The 15,652-nt window shown below is 61.0% G+C and carries 20 protein-coding genes; 11 read left to right on the top strand and 9 right to left on the bottom strand.

The window, feature by feature from the left end:
* Positions 1–64: 64 nt before the first annotated feature.
* The 9 genes from hisD to OP494_RS04805 form a co-directional block, all read right to left on the bottom strand.
* On the bottom strand, positions 65–1,411 hold the full coding sequence (gene hisD, locus OP494_RS04765; RefSeq protein ID WP_280539562.1) for a histidinol dehydrogenase: 1,347 nt from the start codon (positions 1,409–1,411) through the stop codon (positions 65–67).
* 17 nt (positions 1,412–1,428) lie between these two features.
* The gene (gene hisG, locus OP494_RS04770; protein ID WP_040241815.1) at positions 1,429–2,082 is read right to left on the bottom strand and encodes an ATP phosphoribosyltransferase; all 654 of its coding nucleotides are present in this window, start codon (positions 2,080–2,082) and stop codon (positions 1,429–1,431) included.
* A gap of 67 nt (positions 2,083–2,149) precedes the next feature.
* Positions 2,150–3,412 carry a UDP-N-acetylglucosamine 1-carboxyvinyltransferase gene (gene murA, locus OP494_RS04775; RefSeq protein WP_280539563.1) on the bottom strand — a complete coding sequence of 421 codons (1,263 nt, stop codon included), beginning with the start codon at positions 3,410–3,412 and terminating at the stop codon, positions 2,150–2,152.
* Between the two features lie 12 nt (positions 3,413–3,424).
* On the bottom strand, positions 3,425–3,679 hold the full coding sequence (locus tag OP494_RS04780; RefSeq protein ID WP_178997147.1) for a BolA family protein: 255 nt from the start codon (positions 3,677–3,679) through the stop codon (positions 3,425–3,427).
* 151 nt (positions 3,680–3,830) lie between these two features.
* Complete coding sequence (locus OP494_RS04785) at positions 3,831–4,184, bottom strand: STAS domain-containing protein (protein WP_280539564.1); 354 nt, start codon at positions 4,182–4,184, stop codon at positions 3,831–3,833.
* Positions 4,181–4,846: an ABC transporter substrate-binding protein gene (locus tag OP494_RS04790; RefSeq protein ID WP_280539565.1), complete on the bottom strand. Its 666-nt coding sequence runs from the start codon at positions 4,844–4,846 to the stop codon at positions 4,181–4,183. Before OP494_RS04790 ends, OP494_RS04785 begins: the two co-directional genes overlap by 4 nt.
* Before the next feature lie 15 nt (positions 4,847–4,861).
* Positions 4,862–5,326, bottom strand: coding sequence for an outer membrane lipid asymmetry maintenance protein MlaD (gene mlaD / locus OP494_RS04795; protein ID WP_280539566.1), 465 nt, complete (start codon positions 5,324–5,326; stop codon positions 4,862–4,864).
* Complete coding sequence (mlaE, locus tag OP494_RS04800; protein WP_178997140.1) at positions 5,323–6,105, bottom strand: lipid asymmetry maintenance ABC transporter permease subunit MlaE; 783 nt, start codon at positions 6,103–6,105, stop codon at positions 5,323–5,325. The genes mlaD and mlaE overlap by 4 nt, the downstream gene beginning before the upstream one ends.
* Complete coding sequence (locus tag OP494_RS04805) at positions 6,102–6,917, bottom strand: ATP-binding cassette domain-containing protein (protein WP_280539568.1); 816 nt, start codon at positions 6,915–6,917, stop codon at positions 6,102–6,104. The genes mlaE and OP494_RS04805 overlap by 4 nt, the downstream gene beginning before the upstream one ends.
* Positions 6,918–7,098: 181 nt before the next feature.
* Here OP494_RS04805 and OP494_RS04810 point away from each other — a divergent pair, with 181 nt between their 5' ends.
* The 11 genes from OP494_RS04810 (at position 7,099) to mgtE (ending at position 15,632) form a co-directional block, all read left to right on the top strand.
* On the top strand, positions 7,099–8,079 hold the full coding sequence (locus OP494_RS04810) for a KpsF/GutQ family sugar-phosphate isomerase (protein WP_280539569.1): 981 nt from the start codon (positions 7,099–7,101) through the stop codon (positions 8,077–8,079).
* An 8-nt stretch (positions 8,080–8,087) separates the two neighbouring features.
* Positions 8,088–8,630 carry an HAD hydrolase family protein gene (locus OP494_RS04815; protein WP_247621193.1) on the top strand — a complete coding sequence of 181 codons (543 nt, stop codon included), beginning with the start codon at positions 8,088–8,090 and terminating at the stop codon, positions 8,628–8,630.
* Between the two features lie 8 nt (positions 8,631–8,638).
* A complete protein-coding gene (gene lptC / locus OP494_RS04820) occupies positions 8,639–9,226 on the top strand; it encodes an LPS export ABC transporter periplasmic protein LptC (RefSeq protein WP_040241834.1) in 588 nt (195 codons plus the stop codon).
* The gene (lptA, locus tag OP494_RS04825) at positions 9,223–9,747 is read left to right on the top strand and encodes a lipopolysaccharide transport periplasmic protein LptA (protein WP_247621192.1); all 525 of its coding nucleotides are present in this window, start codon (positions 9,223–9,225) and stop codon (positions 9,745–9,747) included. Before lptC ends, lptA begins: the two co-directional genes overlap by 4 nt.
* A gap of 48 nt (positions 9,748–9,795) precedes the next feature.
* Positions 9,796–10,521 (top strand): LPS export ABC transporter ATP-binding protein, encoded by a 726-nt coding sequence (lptB, locus tag OP494_RS04830; protein WP_133696888.1) that lies wholly within the window; start codon positions 9,796–9,798, stop codon positions 10,519–10,521.
* Between the two features lie 124 nt (positions 10,522–10,645).
* Positions 10,646–12,076: an RNA polymerase factor sigma-54 gene (locus OP494_RS04835; RefSeq protein WP_280539571.1), complete on the top strand. Its 1,431-nt coding sequence runs from the start codon at positions 10,646–10,648 to the stop codon at positions 12,074–12,076.
* Between the two features lie 135 nt (positions 12,077–12,211).
* Positions 12,212–12,520 carry a ribosome-associated translation inhibitor RaiA gene (raiA, locus tag OP494_RS04840; protein WP_040241842.1) on the top strand — a complete coding sequence of 103 codons (309 nt, stop codon included), beginning with the start codon at positions 12,212–12,214 and terminating at the stop codon, positions 12,518–12,520.
* Positions 12,521–12,526: 6 nt separating this feature from the next.
* Entirely contained in the window at positions 12,527–13,003 is a 477-nt protein-coding gene (gene ptsN, locus OP494_RS04845; RefSeq protein ID WP_040241845.1) for a PTS IIA-like nitrogen regulatory protein PtsN, read from the top strand.
* Positions 13,004–13,044: 41 nt separating this feature from the next.
* Positions 13,045–13,941: an RNase adapter RapZ gene (rapZ, locus tag OP494_RS04850; protein WP_178997126.1), complete on the top strand. Its 897-nt coding sequence runs from the start codon at positions 13,045–13,047 to the stop codon at positions 13,939–13,941.
* Positions 13,928–14,197: an HPr family phosphocarrier protein gene (locus tag OP494_RS04855; RefSeq protein WP_280539573.1), complete on the top strand. Its 270-nt coding sequence runs from the start codon at positions 13,928–13,930 to the stop codon at positions 14,195–14,197. The genes rapZ and OP494_RS04855 overlap by 14 nt, the downstream gene beginning before the upstream one ends.
* An 82-nt stretch (positions 14,198–14,279) precedes the next feature.
* Complete coding sequence (gene mgtE / locus OP494_RS04860; protein ID WP_280539575.1) at positions 14,280–15,632, top strand: magnesium transporter; 1,353 nt, start codon at positions 14,280–14,282, stop codon at positions 15,630–15,632.
* The last annotated feature ends 20 nt before the right edge of the window (positions 15,633–15,652 follow it).

A 15,652-nucleotide genomic window follows, 5' to 3' on the forward strand; every position in this document is an offset into this window, starting at 1 on the left:
AGCATGCCCCCACCGGCGCACCGGTGGGGGCATGCGATAACTGCCCTTAGGATGCCAATCGTCGTCAGGTGTCGCCGAGACGATTCTCCGGGAGACGATTCTCCGGGAGACGATTCTCCGCCGAACGCGCATGCGCCGTCAGCGACTCTCCTCGCGCCAGCACCGAGGCAGTACGCCCCAGAGTGGCCGCGCCTTCCGGCGAGCAATGAATCAGCGACGAACGTTTCTGGAAATCGTAAACGCCCAAGGGCGAGGAGAAACGCGCAGTGCCTGAGGTCGGCAACACGTGGTTGGGACCGGCGCAGTAATCGCCCAGCGCTTCCGCCGTGTAACGCCCCATGAAGATGGCGCCGGCGTGACGTACGCCTTCCGCCATCGCTTCAGGGTCGTCAACCGATAGCTCAAGGTGCTCCGGCGCAATGCGGTTGATGATCGTCAGCGCCTCATCGCGATCACGGCACTGGATCAAGGCACCGCGTGACGCCAGCGACTCGCGGATGATCGCCTCGCGCTCCATGGTAGGCAGCAAACGTTCGATGGCGGCGTGCACCGCATCGAGATGGGCTACGTCCCAGCCCACGAGAATCGCCTGAGCATCCTCGTCGTGCTCGGCCTGTGAGAACAGGTCCATGGCCAGCCATTCGGGGTCGGTCTCACCATCGGTCACGACCAGAATCTCGGAAGGCCCCGCGATCATGTCGATCCCTACCTGACCGAACACCGCGCGCTTGGCCGTGGCCACGTAGATATTGCCCGGCCCGACGACCTTATCCACGCGGGGAATGCTCTGAGTACCATATGCTAGAGCCGCCACGGCCTGGGCGCCTCCCACGGTAAAGACATGATCGACACCCGCCAGATGCGCGGCCGCCAGCACGAGGTCATTGAGCACCCCGTCAGGCGTCGGCACCACCATGACGATTTCGCGCACCCCGGCAACATGCGCGGGAATGGCATTCATCAGTACCGAGGACGGGTACGCGGCCTTACCACCCGGCACATAGATGCCCGCACGGTCCAGCGGCGTGACCTTCTGGCCCAGCACACTGCCATCGGCCTCGGTGTACTGCCAGGACTCAGGCTTCTGACGTTGATGATAGAGGCGAATGCGCTCGGCAGCGTGTGCCAGTGCCTCACGCTGTGCATCCGGCAGGCCCTCATAGGCCTCGCGCAACCGTGCCGCATCCAGCGTCAACTCACTCATGTCACGCGCCTGCATGCGATCCAGGCGATTGGTGTATTCGATCACTGCGGCATCGCCTCGCGAGCGCACAGCATCGATGATCTCCTCGACGCGTTCGACCACCTGCTTGTCGGAGACACCTTCCCACTCCAGCAACGCTGTCAGACGTGTATCGAAATCGTCTTGTGTGGTGCTCAGACGCGCCACATTCATGGCATTGTCAGTCATCTCGCCCTCTCGTGTTCTTACGCCTGCGTCTCACCGCGCCGCGACTCGACCGCGCGCCCCAGGCGCTCGATCAGCGGCTTGAGCCGATCATGCTTCATGGTCATCGAGGCCTTGTTGACCACCAGCCGCGAACTAACCTCGTCGATCAATTCGCGCGGCTCCATGCCATTGGCGCGCAAGGTGTTACCGGTATCGACGATATCGACGATCTCATCGGCCAGATTCATCAAAGGCGCCAACTCCATGGCCCCGTAGAGCTTGATTACCTCGGCCTGAATCCCCTGTCGGGCATAGTAACGACGCGCCACATTGACGAACTTGGTGGCCACCCGCCGCCGCGCATGGGTTGGCTGCGCCCCGACCACACCGGCCGTCATCAACTTGCAGCGCGATATTTCCAGATCCAGAGGCTCATACAGCCCTTCGGCCCCATGCTCGAGCAAGGTGTCCTTGCCCGCCACACCGACATCGGCGGCACCGAGCTGCACGTACGTCGGCACATCGACGGCACGAATCACGACCAATTTGACATCGGGAAGATTGGTATCGAACAGCAACTTGCGGCTCTTGCCGAAGTCTTCCGCCGGCTCTACGCCCGCGTCAGCCAACAGCGGGAGCGTTTCTTCCAGTATGCGCCCTTTGGATAGGGCCAGAATCAGTTGCTTTGACATGATGTTGGCACGTCTATTGAACTTGGCGTTCCGCCACCATGACGGAACGGGAGAATGAAACCGACGATCAACCGGGTACGCGGCGAATCTTGGCACCGAGCAATTGCAGCTTCTCCTCGATGCATTCGTAGCCGCGATCGATATGATAAATGCGATCCACCTGCGTTTCGCCTTCCGCCATCATGGCCGCAATGACCAGGCTCGCCGACGCCCGCAAGTCAGTGGCCATCACCGGCGCACCGGAGAGATGTTCGACGCCCGTGATCACCGCGGCGTTACCTTCCAGCGCGATCCGCGCCCCCATGCGATTGAGTTCCTGCACATGCATGAAGCGGTTTTCGAAGATCGTCTCGACGACGGTGCCCGAGCCTTCGGCGACACAGTTGAGCGCAACGAATTGGGCCTGCATGTCGGTGGGAAACGCGGGGTAAGGCGCAGTGCGCACATTGACCGCCCGTGGACGCCGTCCACGCATATCGAGCTCCAGCCAGCCATCGCCCACCTCAACGCGGGCTCCGGCTTCATCGAGCTTGGCAAGCACGGCCTCCAGCGTATCGGCACGGGTGTTACGTACCCGGACGCGACCACTGGTCGCTGCGGCCGCCACCAAGAAGGTGCCCGTTTCGATGCGATCCGGCATGACATCGTAATGACACCCATGTAGGCGCGGCACGCCCTCGATCACGATCGTATCCGTGCCGTGGCCACGAATCCGAGCGCCCATGGCGATCAGGCACTCGGCGAGATCCACCACTTCCGGCTCACGCGCGGCATTCTCGAGTACCGTCGTCCCCTCGGCCAAGGTAGCAGCCATCAGCAGGTTTTCGGTGCCGGTTACGGTCACGGTGTCGAAGAAGATCGTGGCGCCCTTGAGGCGGCCGGCACAACGCGCCTGCACGTAACCACCATCGACATGGATCTCGGCGCCCATCGCTTCGAGACCGCGCAGATGCAAGTCGACGGGGCGAGACCCGATCGCGCAGCCGCCCGGCAAGGACACATCGGCCGTACCGAAGTGAGCCAGCAAGGGGCCGAGCACGAGAATCGAAGCGCGCATCTTCTTGACCAGTTCATAGGGCGCATGGCAATGCGTTACCTGAGAGCCATCAAGCTGAATGCTCATCTTGTCGCCCATCACCGGCTCGACGCCCATGCGCCCCAATAGCTCCAGCGTGGTGGTGATATCCTGCAAATGTGGCAGGTTGCCGATAGTCACCGGCTCATCGGCCAACAGGGTCGCCGCCAGAATCGGCAAGGCGGAGTTCTTGGCGCCACTCGCCCACACTTCCCCGTCGAGCGGCCCATTACCGGTAATGATCAATTTGTCCATGAAATTCCGTGCTTAGACGCCCGCGTTTTCAGGGGCTTGCTCCCACTGAGACGGGGTGTAGGTCTTGATACTGATGGCATGTAGAGCGCCACTGGCGATTTCATCTGACAACGCCGAATAAATCAGCTGCTGGCGCTTGACCGGCGATAACCCCTCGAAAACGTCACCGACGGCGACCACCTGGAAATTGCAGCCTTCACCTTGAATATGAAACTGGCAGTCGTCGATACGCGATTCGAGTAGGGCCTTGACGTCGCTGGGTTGCATAAGGCGATGGCTCCTGTGCTACGGCACGGCGCGCGTGACACGCACGAGTGCGGTAATTGAGTCGGGATTTCAAACAGGCATGATAAAGAAAACGGGCGCCGTTGGCGACGCCCGCTTGCACGCAGAACCCGGGAGGCGACGCTCCGCGTTGTCATGACGTTGCCGAAGCCACCCGTGACTCATCAATGGGAAGCAAGGGATCCAATCCCGCCATGGCCGTCAACCGCGCCAAAGGGTGCGACAAGGCCACATGGACGATATGCACGCCGTGCGACTGCGCGCAACGCAGCCATTCGAGCAGGACGCTGAGCACGGCACTGCTGGCACAGCTCACGCCGGTCAGGTCGAACTCGACATCGACATCGCGCGGTAAGCTTTGCAGCCATTCCCGCCCCTTGGCTGCCAACGAGGCGGCAGTGTCGAAATCCGCCTCGCCGTCGACTTTCAGAATACGCTCGTCACGTACCTCAAGCCGGGCATCGTCACGCTCGAGCAGGACATTCATTGGTCGTCGTCGCCGCCTTTTTCGAGCTCATCGGTGGCGACGTCAGGCGCCCAGCCATCGATGACCGCATCGATATCGCGATTATTGTCGCGCATGGCCTGATCGAACTGATTGCGGAACGTCAGCCCCAGATTGATGCCATTGACGATGACATTGATCACCCGCCACTCGCCGTCGCGCTTATGCAACGTGTACACCACGGGATAGACATCGCCATTGGTGGAGACCACTTCCATATCGACGCTGGCCTGATCCTCATAACGACGCTTGCTATCATTATCGAGCACCCGGATGTCGCGATAATCGAACGTCACCAACCCCTTGGCATACGTCTCGATCAGCGTCTTACGAAACGTCTCGACGAAACGTGAGCGCTGCTCCGGCGAGGCATTACTGAAATACCGACCCATGACGCTGGCGCCGATATAGCGAAAATCGGCCACGTCGTCGAGGCTATCGTCGACCAACGACTCAAGCTCTCCTTCATGCTCGGCGTAATAATCCTTGCGTCCATCCAGCTTTTGCATCAACGCGGCCACGTTGTCTTCGATCAGTTGCTGGGGCGCTTGCTGGGCCTGCGCTGTCAATGCCACGCACCATAGGACCGAGAGCAGTAGTGCGCAAAGACTGAAGCGCCGGGGAGTGAATTGCCTTGATGTCATGGGAACCTCCTTGGCTCAATCGTTTGTCATGTTCGACACGAACTGCTGAATCAATTGCTCCAGCACCAGCGCTTGCTGTGTATCGCGGATGGTGTCGCCTTCTTCGAGCATCTCGGGGTCGCCCCCCACGCTCAGGCCGACATATTGCTCACCCAATAACCCCGAGGTGAGAATCGACGCCGTACTGTCCCGCGAGATCTTGCCCTCCAGATCCTCGTCGAGCTCCATCGTCACCCGGGCATCGAGCCATTCGGTGTCTAGCGCGACATCACTGACGCGCCCGATGGTCACGCCTGCCATGGCAACCCTGGAGCCCGACTTGAGCCCGCCGATGTTGGCGAAATTCGCCTGCAGCGTGAAAGTATCTTGCGGTACGCCAAGGCTGATGCCACTGACGCGCAAGCCAAGAAACACCATGCCCAGAATTCCGGCCAGGACGAACAACCCCACGCCGAACTCCATCATCTTGCTGCGCTTCATCCAAGTTCTCCAAACATCAGCGCGGTCAGCACGAAATCCAATCCGAGCACCGCCAGGGACGAATAGACCACCGTGCGGGTCGTCGCCCGCGAGATGCCTTCCGACGTCGGGATCAGGTCATATCCCTGAAACACCGCAATCCATGTAACGACGAGACCGAACACCACGCTCTTGAGCATGCCGTTGAGAATATCGTCGACGAACGCGACACTGCTTTGCATATTGCTCCAATAGGAGCCATCGAACACACCCAGCCACTGCACGCCGACCAGGTAGCCACCCCAGATGCCGACCACGCTGAAGCCCACTGTCAGCAACGGCATCGAGATAAACCCCGCCCAGAGACGTGGTGCCACGATGCGCCGCAGCGGATCGACCCCGATCATTTCCATACTGGTCAACTGTTCGGTCGCTTTCATAAGCCCGATCTCGGCCGTCAGCGCCGAACCGGCGCGCCCCGCGAACAGCAAGGCCGCCACCACCGGCGCAAGTTCACGCAACAGCGACAGCGCCACCATCTGCCCCAGCGCATCCTCCGCGCCGAAACCGACCAGTATGGTGTAGCCCTGCAGGCCCAGCACCATACCGATGAATAGTCCCGACACCAGCACGATCGCCAACGACATGACACCAATGAAATGCATCTGACGCAGCCACAGATGCCACCCTTCGCGAGAAGGAATGCCCACCGCCGACTGAGCCAGGAACATCGCCGCCCGACCCAAGGCGCTCAGTGCATCGAGCGTACTTCGTCCAAGCGACGCGATAGGACGCATCATGAACGCTCTCCCTTGGTGGCCAGGATATCGCGATAAAAATCGGGTGCCGGGTAATGAAACGGCACCGGACCATCGGGCTCGCCATGCACGAATTGCTTGACGCGCGCGTCGCGATTGACATCCAGCGTTTGCGGGGTGCCATGGGCCATGACCTGGCCGTCGGCGATGATATACACGTAATCGGCGATAGAAAGCGTCTCCTTGATATCGTGCGAGACAATGACCGCAGTCAGCCCCAGGGCTTGATTGACCGTCTTGATCAGTTGCACTAGCACGCCCATTGAGATCGGGTCTTGGCCGACGAAAGGCTCGTCATAGAGCACCAATTCAGGGTCGAGCGCCACCGCACGCGCTAGCGCCACGCGCCTGGCCATACCACCGGACAACTCCGCCGGCGACAAGTTGCGCGCACCACGCAGGCCTACCGACTGCAGCTTCATCAGCACGATATCGCGCACCATGGCTTCCGGCAGGTCGGTATGCACACGCAAAGGAAAGGCAACGTTCTCGAAAACGCTCAGATCCGAAAACAGCGCGCCACTCTGGAACAACATGCCCATGCGCCGCCGCATCCGAAACAACGCGCGGCGAGACAAACCATGCACATCCTCTCCGTCGATACACACACGTCCCGCATCCGGCACTAGCTGACCGCCGATCAACTTGAGCAGCGTCGTCTTGCCCGTGCCGCTAGGGCCCATGACCGCGGTAATCTTGCCTTTAGGAATACGCAGATCGACGCCTCGAAAGATGTCATTCTCGCCCCGCGAGAAATGCAAACCCTCGACGTCGACCAGGGTCGTGTCAGTCACGTAAGGCTCATCCACGTCTCGATAATTATCGAACATCGTATCCTAACTCGAGCGATCACCGCCAGCCTCACCTTGCAACACTCTCGGCGAGTGCGTTTAATGAGCGCCCCAATTCGCTCGCCACTCCCCCGGGAGTCAGCGATGCTTGAGCCCAAGGCCGCGAAGGGCAACAATCACCATCATGAACACTGTTACCAATTACGATTATCGAGCCAGCGCGCGACGCACGCTGACACTCGAATCTCAAGCCATCGCCGCTTTGATCGAACGCCTCGACGAAGCCTTCGACCACGCCTGTCGACTGCTGCTAGCCTGCGAAGGGCGCGTCGTCGTCACCGGCATGGGCAAATCCGGGCATGTCGCTCGCAAGATCGCGGCGACGCTGGCCAGCACCGGCACGCCAGCTTTCTTCGTCCACCCTGGCGAGGCCAGCCACGGCGACATGGGCATGATCACGCCGCGTGACGTCGTCCTTGCCCTTTCCAATTCGGGGGAGACGGCTGAAGTCACGGCGCTACTACCGCTACTCAAACGCATGGGCGCCCCTCTGGTCAGCATGACCGGGCGCGCCGGTTCGACCCTATCGCGTCACGCCGAAGCACATTTGGATACCGCCGTGGCCCGCGAGGCCTGCCCCCTCGACCTCGCGCCAACCACCTCGACAACCGCCGCGCTGGCCATGGGCGATGCCCTGGCGGTAGCCCTACTGGAGGCGCGCGGATTCACCGCCGAGGACTTCGCCCTGTCACACCCCGGCGGCAGTCTAGGCCGACGCCTCCTGCTCAGGGTCGAAGACCTCATGCATCATGGCGAGCGCCTGCCCTGTGTCACGCTGGGCAGCCCGCTACGCGACGCCCTGCTGGAAATCACCCGTCAGGGCCTAGGCTTTACCTGCGTAGTTGATGAAGCCGGGCATCTAGCCGGCATTTATACGGATGGCGACCTGCGGCGCACTCTCGACCACCACGACGACCTGCGCCGTCTGCGCGTCGATGACGTCATGACCCACGGTGGCAAGACGATCCGACCGGAACTACTCGCCGCCGAGGCCGTCAAGATCATGGAAGACAACCGCATCACGGCACTCGCCGTGGTCGACGACGACGGACGACCGGTCGGCGCGCTGCACATGCACGACCTATTGGTCAGCGGCGTCATTTGAGGAGCCCCATGACATATTCCAACGATTGGCGCGACAAGGCACGTCACGTCCGGCTCTTGGCCTTGGACGTGGACGGCGTACTCACTGACGGCACGCTGCACTTTCAAAGCGATGGCCAGGAAACCAAGAGCTTCAACATCCTCGACGGCCTCGGCATCAAACTGCTGCAACAAAATGGCGTCGCCGTGGCATTGATCACCGGGCGTGAGTCGCCCATGGTTAGCCGGCGCGCCGAGGCGCTTGGCATCGCCCACGTCGCACAAGGTCGCGAGGACAAACTAGTGGCGCTGACCGCCTTGTGCGCACAGCTCGGCCTACCGCTGAACGCCGTCGCCTACTGTGGCGACGACTTGCCTGACCTGGCCGCGATTCGCGCCGCCGGGCTCGGCCTGAGTGTGAACAACGCCCCGGATTACGTCCGTGCACACGCCGACTGGGTCCCCTCGCGCTCGGGCGGCCAAGGCGCGGTGCGCGAAATCTGCGACGCCTTGCTGAGCTGCCAGGGACGGTGGGATGCTTGTCTCGCGCCCTATCTCGATGGCCAAGGATGAATCGCGTCATGCCGACTTTTCTGTCTTCTCGCAAATGGGCACGACTGGGACTATTGCTAGTACTGATAGTCCTGGGTATCGGCCTAGCCATCGTCGAGCAACGCGACTCTTCTTCCCCGGGCCCCGTCCCTAGCGATGACGCGGGCGAGCCCGATTACTACCTCGAAGGCGTCACCATGACGCGCTTCAACGCGCAAGGCATTCCCCATCAAACGCTTAAATCGCCGCGCCTCGTGCATACCCCTGTCGACGACATCATTCGCGCCGACTCACCTAAGGCCAAGATCCGTGACGAGGCGGGACGCAAGTGGGACATCGCCGGTGACAAGGGAAGCCTGGGGCCGCAACGCGATTTACTCACCCTGACCGGAAACGCCCAGCTCGTACAACCCGAGCAGGGCTGGCGCCTCGACACCGACGTGCTGTACTACCAATCCAGCGAAGGCCACGCCTGGAGTGACACCGAGGCCGTGTTGCGGCAGCATGAGCAGCGCGTGCGCGGCAATCGCTTCGATGCCTGGATCGACACCGATCAAGCGCGTCTGAGCGGTGATGTGCGAGGCCACCACCCACAGCTTGCCGAGGACGAATCATGAGGACACGACCATTGACGACGGCGCTGGCATGCGCCGCGCTAGGGCTCGCCAGTCACACGGCGCTAGCACTGGAAAGCGATGCCAGCCAGCCTATCGAGATCGCCGCCGATCAGCTCGATCTCGACGATAACGCCGGCACCGCGGTCTACACCGGCGACGTCGATATGCAACAAGGCAGCATGCAACTGACGGCCGCGCGCGTGGAAATCGAACGCAACGCGCAGGGTGAAGTCTCCACGGTCACCGCTCATGGCGGCGGTGGCGAACGCGCTTATCTCGAACAAAAGCCCGCGCCGGACGAGCCGGTGGCCAAGGGCTGGGGCGATACGGTGATCTATCATGCCGCCGAGCGTCGCGTGGAACTCATCGACAACGCCGAGCTTCACAAGGCCCGAGATACCTTCAATGGCGCCTATGTCGAATACTTTCTCGATCGTCGCCAGGTACAGGCACGCTCCGACGATGACGGCGATGGCAAGCAGCGCGTTCGCATGACGCTGACGCCCCGCGACAGCGAGTAGTGGCGTGTTTCGTGATTCACTCCCCCCATTAGGTAGGACCCGACGCCCATGAAGACCCTGAGTGCCGCCAACCTCGCCAAGAGCTACAAGGGCCGCCGCGTGGTGCATGACATCAGCCTGACCATACGTCAGGGCAGCATCGTCGGCTTGCTAGGCCCTAATGGCGCCGGCAAGACTACCTCGTTCTACATGATTGTCGGGCTGGTAGGCGCCGATGCCGGTAGCGTACACATCGACGAACGCAACCTGTCGCATGCGGCCATGCACGAGCGCGCCCGCGCCGGTATCGGCTATCTTCCCCAGGAAGCATCGATCTTTCGCAAGCTCTCGGTCGCCGATAACATCATGGCGATTCTCGAGACGCGCCGCGATCTCGACAAGGCCGCACGCAAGGCGCAACTCGAACGCCTCCTAGAAGAGTTTCACGTCACTCACATACGGGACAACCCCGGCATGAGCCTGTCCGGGGGCGAGCGTCGTCGCGTTGAAATCGCCCGCGCCCTGGCCACCGAGCCCGCCTTCATTCTTCTCGACGAGCCCTTCGCCGGGGTCGACCCGATCTCCGTTGGCGAGATAAAGAGCATCATCCGCCAATTGCGCGACCGTGATATCGGCGTCTTGATCACCGACCACAACGTCCGCGAAACCCTCGATATTTGTGACAACGCCTACATCGTCGGAAACGGACAGATCATTGCCGAAGGTCATGCCGACGCCATACTCGCCAATCAAAAAGTACGTGATGTCTACCTCGGCCATGAGTTCCGACTGTAAACGCAAGCCACTGGAACCGCCGCACGCTTATATAAATGGCATGATTGTTGCTTATATTCTTGCAAGTGGCGTCGTCGCGAGATAACTTACGGGCACCGTTTCAGGAAGCGACGATCGATTTTCCATGTCCATGAAACCTACCTTGCAGCTTCGCGTCGGCACACAGCTGACGATGACGCCCCAGTTACAGCAAGCCATTCAGCTCTTGCAGCTTTCAACGCTGGATTTGCGACAGGAGATCCAGCAAGCGCTGGACTCCAACCCCATGCTGGAGCTCGAAGAGGACTTCGAAGAGCGCGAGGTCAGCGAGACGCAGCAAGAGGATGACTGGACGAACGACATCCCTGAGAACCTGCCGCTGGATAGCGAATGGAGTGACACTTACCAGGATTCAGGTCCCTCACTATCGGGCGGCGGCGGCAGCGAGGAAGGTCCCGATATAGAGCGCAACACCGCGCATACCAGCCTTCACGACCATCTGGCCTGGCAACTCGCCATGGCCGATATGACACCGCGCGAACAGGCTATTGCCGAAAGCCTGATCGACGCTGTGGGGCCCGACGGCTATCTCACCCTGCCCCTCGAGGGACTGGTCGATGGCTTGCGCGGCCAAGGCCTTTCGGGGCTCAAGGTGGGCGATGTCGAACACGTCATGATGCGTGTACAGCAGTTCGATCCCACCGGCGTCGGCGCCCGCGACCTGCGCGAGTGCCTGTTGCTGCAACTCGGCGCCCTGCCCGAAGACATGCCACTACTAACTCAGGCCAAGCGTCTGGTACGCCAGTTCCTGGAAGCGCTCGCCAGCAACGATCGCAAGTTGCTCAAGCGACGGTTGCGCCTCGACGAGGCAGAACTCGATCACATCATCGCCCTCATTCGGTCACTCGACCCGCGCCCTGGCCTTGCCTTCGAGGACAGCAGCAACGATTACGTCATCCCCGACCTCGTCGCACGACGCATCCGGCAAGATTGGCGCATCGAGCTCAATCCCGAGGCTTTGCCCCGCGTCCGCATCCAGCCGGATTATGCCGCCCTCATCAAGCGCGCGGACAAGAGCGACGACAACACCTTCCTCAAGCAACACCTGCAAGAAGCCAAATGGCTGCTCAAGAGCCTTTCGAGCCGTAACGACACCTTGCTGCGAGTGGGCCAGGAGATCATGGCGCGCCAGCTAGATTTCCTGGAGCGCGGCGAGGAAGCCATGAAGCCGTTGATTCTGGCGGATATAGCCGATGCAGTGGACATGCACGAGTCGACCATCTCCCGCGTGACCACGCAGAAATTCATCCATACCCCACGCGGCGTCTTTGAGCTCAAGTATTTCTTTTCCAGCCACGTTGGCGGGCAAGGCGAAACCGACGCCCATTCCAGCACGGCGATTCGTGCACGCTTGAAGAAATTGATTGGTGACGAGCCACCACGCAAGCCTCTATCCGACAGCAAGCTCGTCGACCTGCTAGCTCAGGACGGCATTCCGGTCGCACGACGCACTGTCGCCAAGTACCGCGAAGCCATGGGCATCCCCTCTTCCAGCGAGCGTAAGCGACTCGCCTGAACGCGGGCGGATTGCACGTATCGGCCACGCTGCGTAGACTCGCCGCGGCCATCGTTATCCAGCGCTTTCTAGGGCTATGCAGCGCTCTAAAAAGGGTTACAATCGAAGTGCCAACCGATGGAATAGGAGCGTGCCATGCAAGCCAATATCACCGGTCATCACATCGAATTGACCGATGCTCTACGCGACTACGTCAATGAAAAGCTCGCGCGTCTGGAACGTCACTATGACAACATCACCACCGTCCAGGTCACGTTATCCATCGAAAAGGAACGTCACCTGGCTGCATGCACGCTTCATGCCGCAGGCGCGGACCTGCACGCCGATACACAAAGCGACGACATGTACGCCGCTATCGACGCCCTAACCGACAAGCTCGACCGTCAGCTCGTCAAACACAAGGAAAAGGTGCAGGCACGCGCTCAGGGCGCCGGTGCCCGTTAATTCGCCATGATATTGGAAAGCATCCTACCCCCCGAGCGCGCACTCTTCGGCGTGGCCGGGGGGAGTAAGAAGCGCGTGCTGGAATTTTTCAGCACCTTCATCGCCCAGAACACACCCAGCCTCGATAGCCAGGAAGTCTTCGGACGCCTCATCGGCCGTGAACGATTGGGCAGCACCGGTATCGGCAATGGTGTCGCTATTCCGCATGCGCGCAATCCACATTGCAAGGAGCCGATTGCCGGCTTTCTACGCCTGCAGGAGCCCATCGACTTCGATGCCACCGATGGCGACCCCGTCGATCTGATCTTCGTCCTGCTGGTACCAGAAGAAGCCGACGATGCCCATCTATCGTTGCTGGCTCAGGTTGCCGCCATCATGAACGATAGCGCCATCCGGACCAAGCTGCGCCAGGCACAGACCCAGCGGCAGCTCTACGATACTCTGATCGAGGCGATCCGCCAGCACGATAACAGCGCAAACTGACATCCGCGTAAACTGATATTCGCGCAACACAAGGGGCGCCCATGCAGCTCGTGATCATCAGCGGCCGTTCCGGCTCCGGCAAATCGATTGCCTTGCAAGCACTCGAGGATCTCGGCTACTACGCGATCGACAACCTGCCGGCCAGCCTCATGGCGCCCCTGATCGATGAGCTGCGTGAAGGTCCGCCGTCACGCACGCATATCGCGGTTAGTATCGACGCGCGCAATCTTCCCGAAGCCCTGCGGCGCTTTCCGGTGCTGCTCGAAGAGATCCGCGCCCGAGGCATTCAGTGTCAGGTCGTTTATTTGACCGCTGACTCGCGCATACTACTGGAACGCTACTCGGCGACGCGCCGTCGTCATCCGTTGACGCGAACCAGTGAAATGACGCTCGCCGAGGCCATCGAACAGGAGCAGACCTATCTGTCGTCGATCCGCGATATCGCCGATTTGGTCATCGATACCTCCAACTTATCGGTACATGAGCTGCGTGGACGCATCGCCGAGCAGGTAGCCCGTCATAGCGGTCGACATCTAACCTTGACGTTCGAGTCGTTCGGTTACAAACGCGGCGTCCCGCTGGATGCCGACATGGTGTTCGATGCTCGCTGCCTGCCCAACCCTTACTGGGACCCCCAACTGCGCGGTTTCGACGGTCGCGACTCACAGATCGTCACGTTTCTCGAAGCTTACCCCGACGTGCACGCCATGGCCGACGATATACGTCAGTGGCTGGAGCGCTGGCTGCCCGCCTATGTTGCCAGCAATCGCAGTTATTTGACCGTCGCGATCGGCTGCACCGGTGGCCAGCACCGCTCGGTATACCTGATCGAAGGGCTGGCTCGGTATTTTGCGACGCAAATGAGTGGCGTCCGTCTACGCCATCGCGAACTGGGCGTGCAAGCAGCGTTACCGGAGAACAGCGATGCCGCGTCGTAGGCTGCAACTCATCAACAAGCGCGGCCTCCACGCGCGCGCCGCGACCAAGCTCGTGCAATGCTGCCAACCCTACGCGGCGCGCGTCTGCGTCTTCCATGGCCAGCGTGAGGCGGATGCCACCAATATCATGTCACTGCTCATGCTGGCAGCCCCCTGCGGAACCGAACTCGACATTCAAGCCGAGGGCGAAGATGCCGACGAGGTACTCAAGGCCCTCACTGCCTTGTTCGAGGCACGCTTCGAGGAAGATGTTTGATTAGCGAACAGTGTTCGCGCCTTACCAAAGCAATGTTAGAATAGTGCCTCGCCCTAGAATCGACAAAGGATGCCGATTCCCCATGAGCCCCAATCACAAGCAATTACAGCCCCGGCTGGACCGCCTCAGCGAGGCCTTGGAAAGCGGTGCGTTGGACCAGGCGCGCCGCATGCTCAATCGTGGCTTGGCACCGGTCGACGTCGCGCATCTGCTCGAGTCGACGCCGCCGCGTGAGCGCAATGTGCTTTGGGAGCTAGTCGAACCCGACTTGCAAGGCGATGTACTGCAATACCTGGGCGACGATATCCAGAGCGAGTTCTTGAGCCGCATGGATGCCGAACAGCTCGTCTCGGCGACCGAAGGGCTCGATGTCGACGACCTCGCCGACTTGCTGCAACGCTTGCCCAACACGGTCATTCACGAAGTCCTGCAAGCCATGGAGGCGCAGGAACGCCAGCGAATCGAGACCGTGCTGTCCTATCCCGAGGACACCGCTGGCGGCTTGATGAACACCGATACCATCACCATTCGCCCGGATATCACCCTGGACGTGGTGCTGCGTTATCTACGCCGACACGAGAAACTGCCCGACTCCACCGATACGCTGCTCGTCGTCACCCGCCGCGACGAACTGATCGGCACGCTACCGCTCAATTTGCTGTTGGTGTCCGATCCTTCGATCTTGGTCCGCGAGGTCATGAACACCGACTTTGCCTCGGTGCAGGCCACGGCCGCGGACACCGAAGTCGCCAGCCTGTTCGAGAAATTCGATCTGATTTCGGCGCCGGTGGTGAGCACCGACGGCGCCCTGCTGGGCCGTATCACCATCGACGACGTGGTCGACGTCATTCGTGAGGATGCCGAGCACCAGGTCATGAGCATGGCCGGCCTCGACGAGGACGAGGACACCTTCGCGCCGGCGTGGCGCACCGGGCGTCGACGCGCCGTGTGGCTGGGCATCAACCTGATCGCGGCGACCATCGTATCGTTCGCTATCGGCATCTTCGAATCGACCATTCAGCAAATCACCGCGCTGGCCGTCTTGATGCCCATCGTCTCCAGCATGGGGGGTATCGCCGGGTCGCAGACGCTGACGGTGCTGATTCGTGGGATTGCTCTGGGACACGTCGGCGGCGCCAACGTGCAGTGGCTGCTGGTCCGCGAAATGCTTTCGGGGATGATGAACGGAGTGCTATGGGCCGTGATCGTAGCCCTGGTCGCCATCGTGCGCTTCGACGACTACAAGCTCGGCGGCATCATCGCCTTGGCGATGGTCATCAACCTGACCGTCGCCGCGCTGGCCGGCACCGTTATTCCCGTACTACTCAAGCGCCTGAAGATCGATCCAGCGCTCTCGGGAGGCGTGCTCTTGACGACGATCACCGATGTGGTCGGCTTCGTCGCGTTTCTGGGACTGGCCGCGGCGCTCTACTGAGACGCGGTGCCGAGGCACCG

This window comes from Chromohalobacter sp. 11-W (assembly GCF_029889905.1).
In the GTDB taxonomy this organism is placed as follows: Bacteria; Pseudomonadota; Gammaproteobacteria; order Pseudomonadales; family Halomonadaceae; genus Chromohalobacter.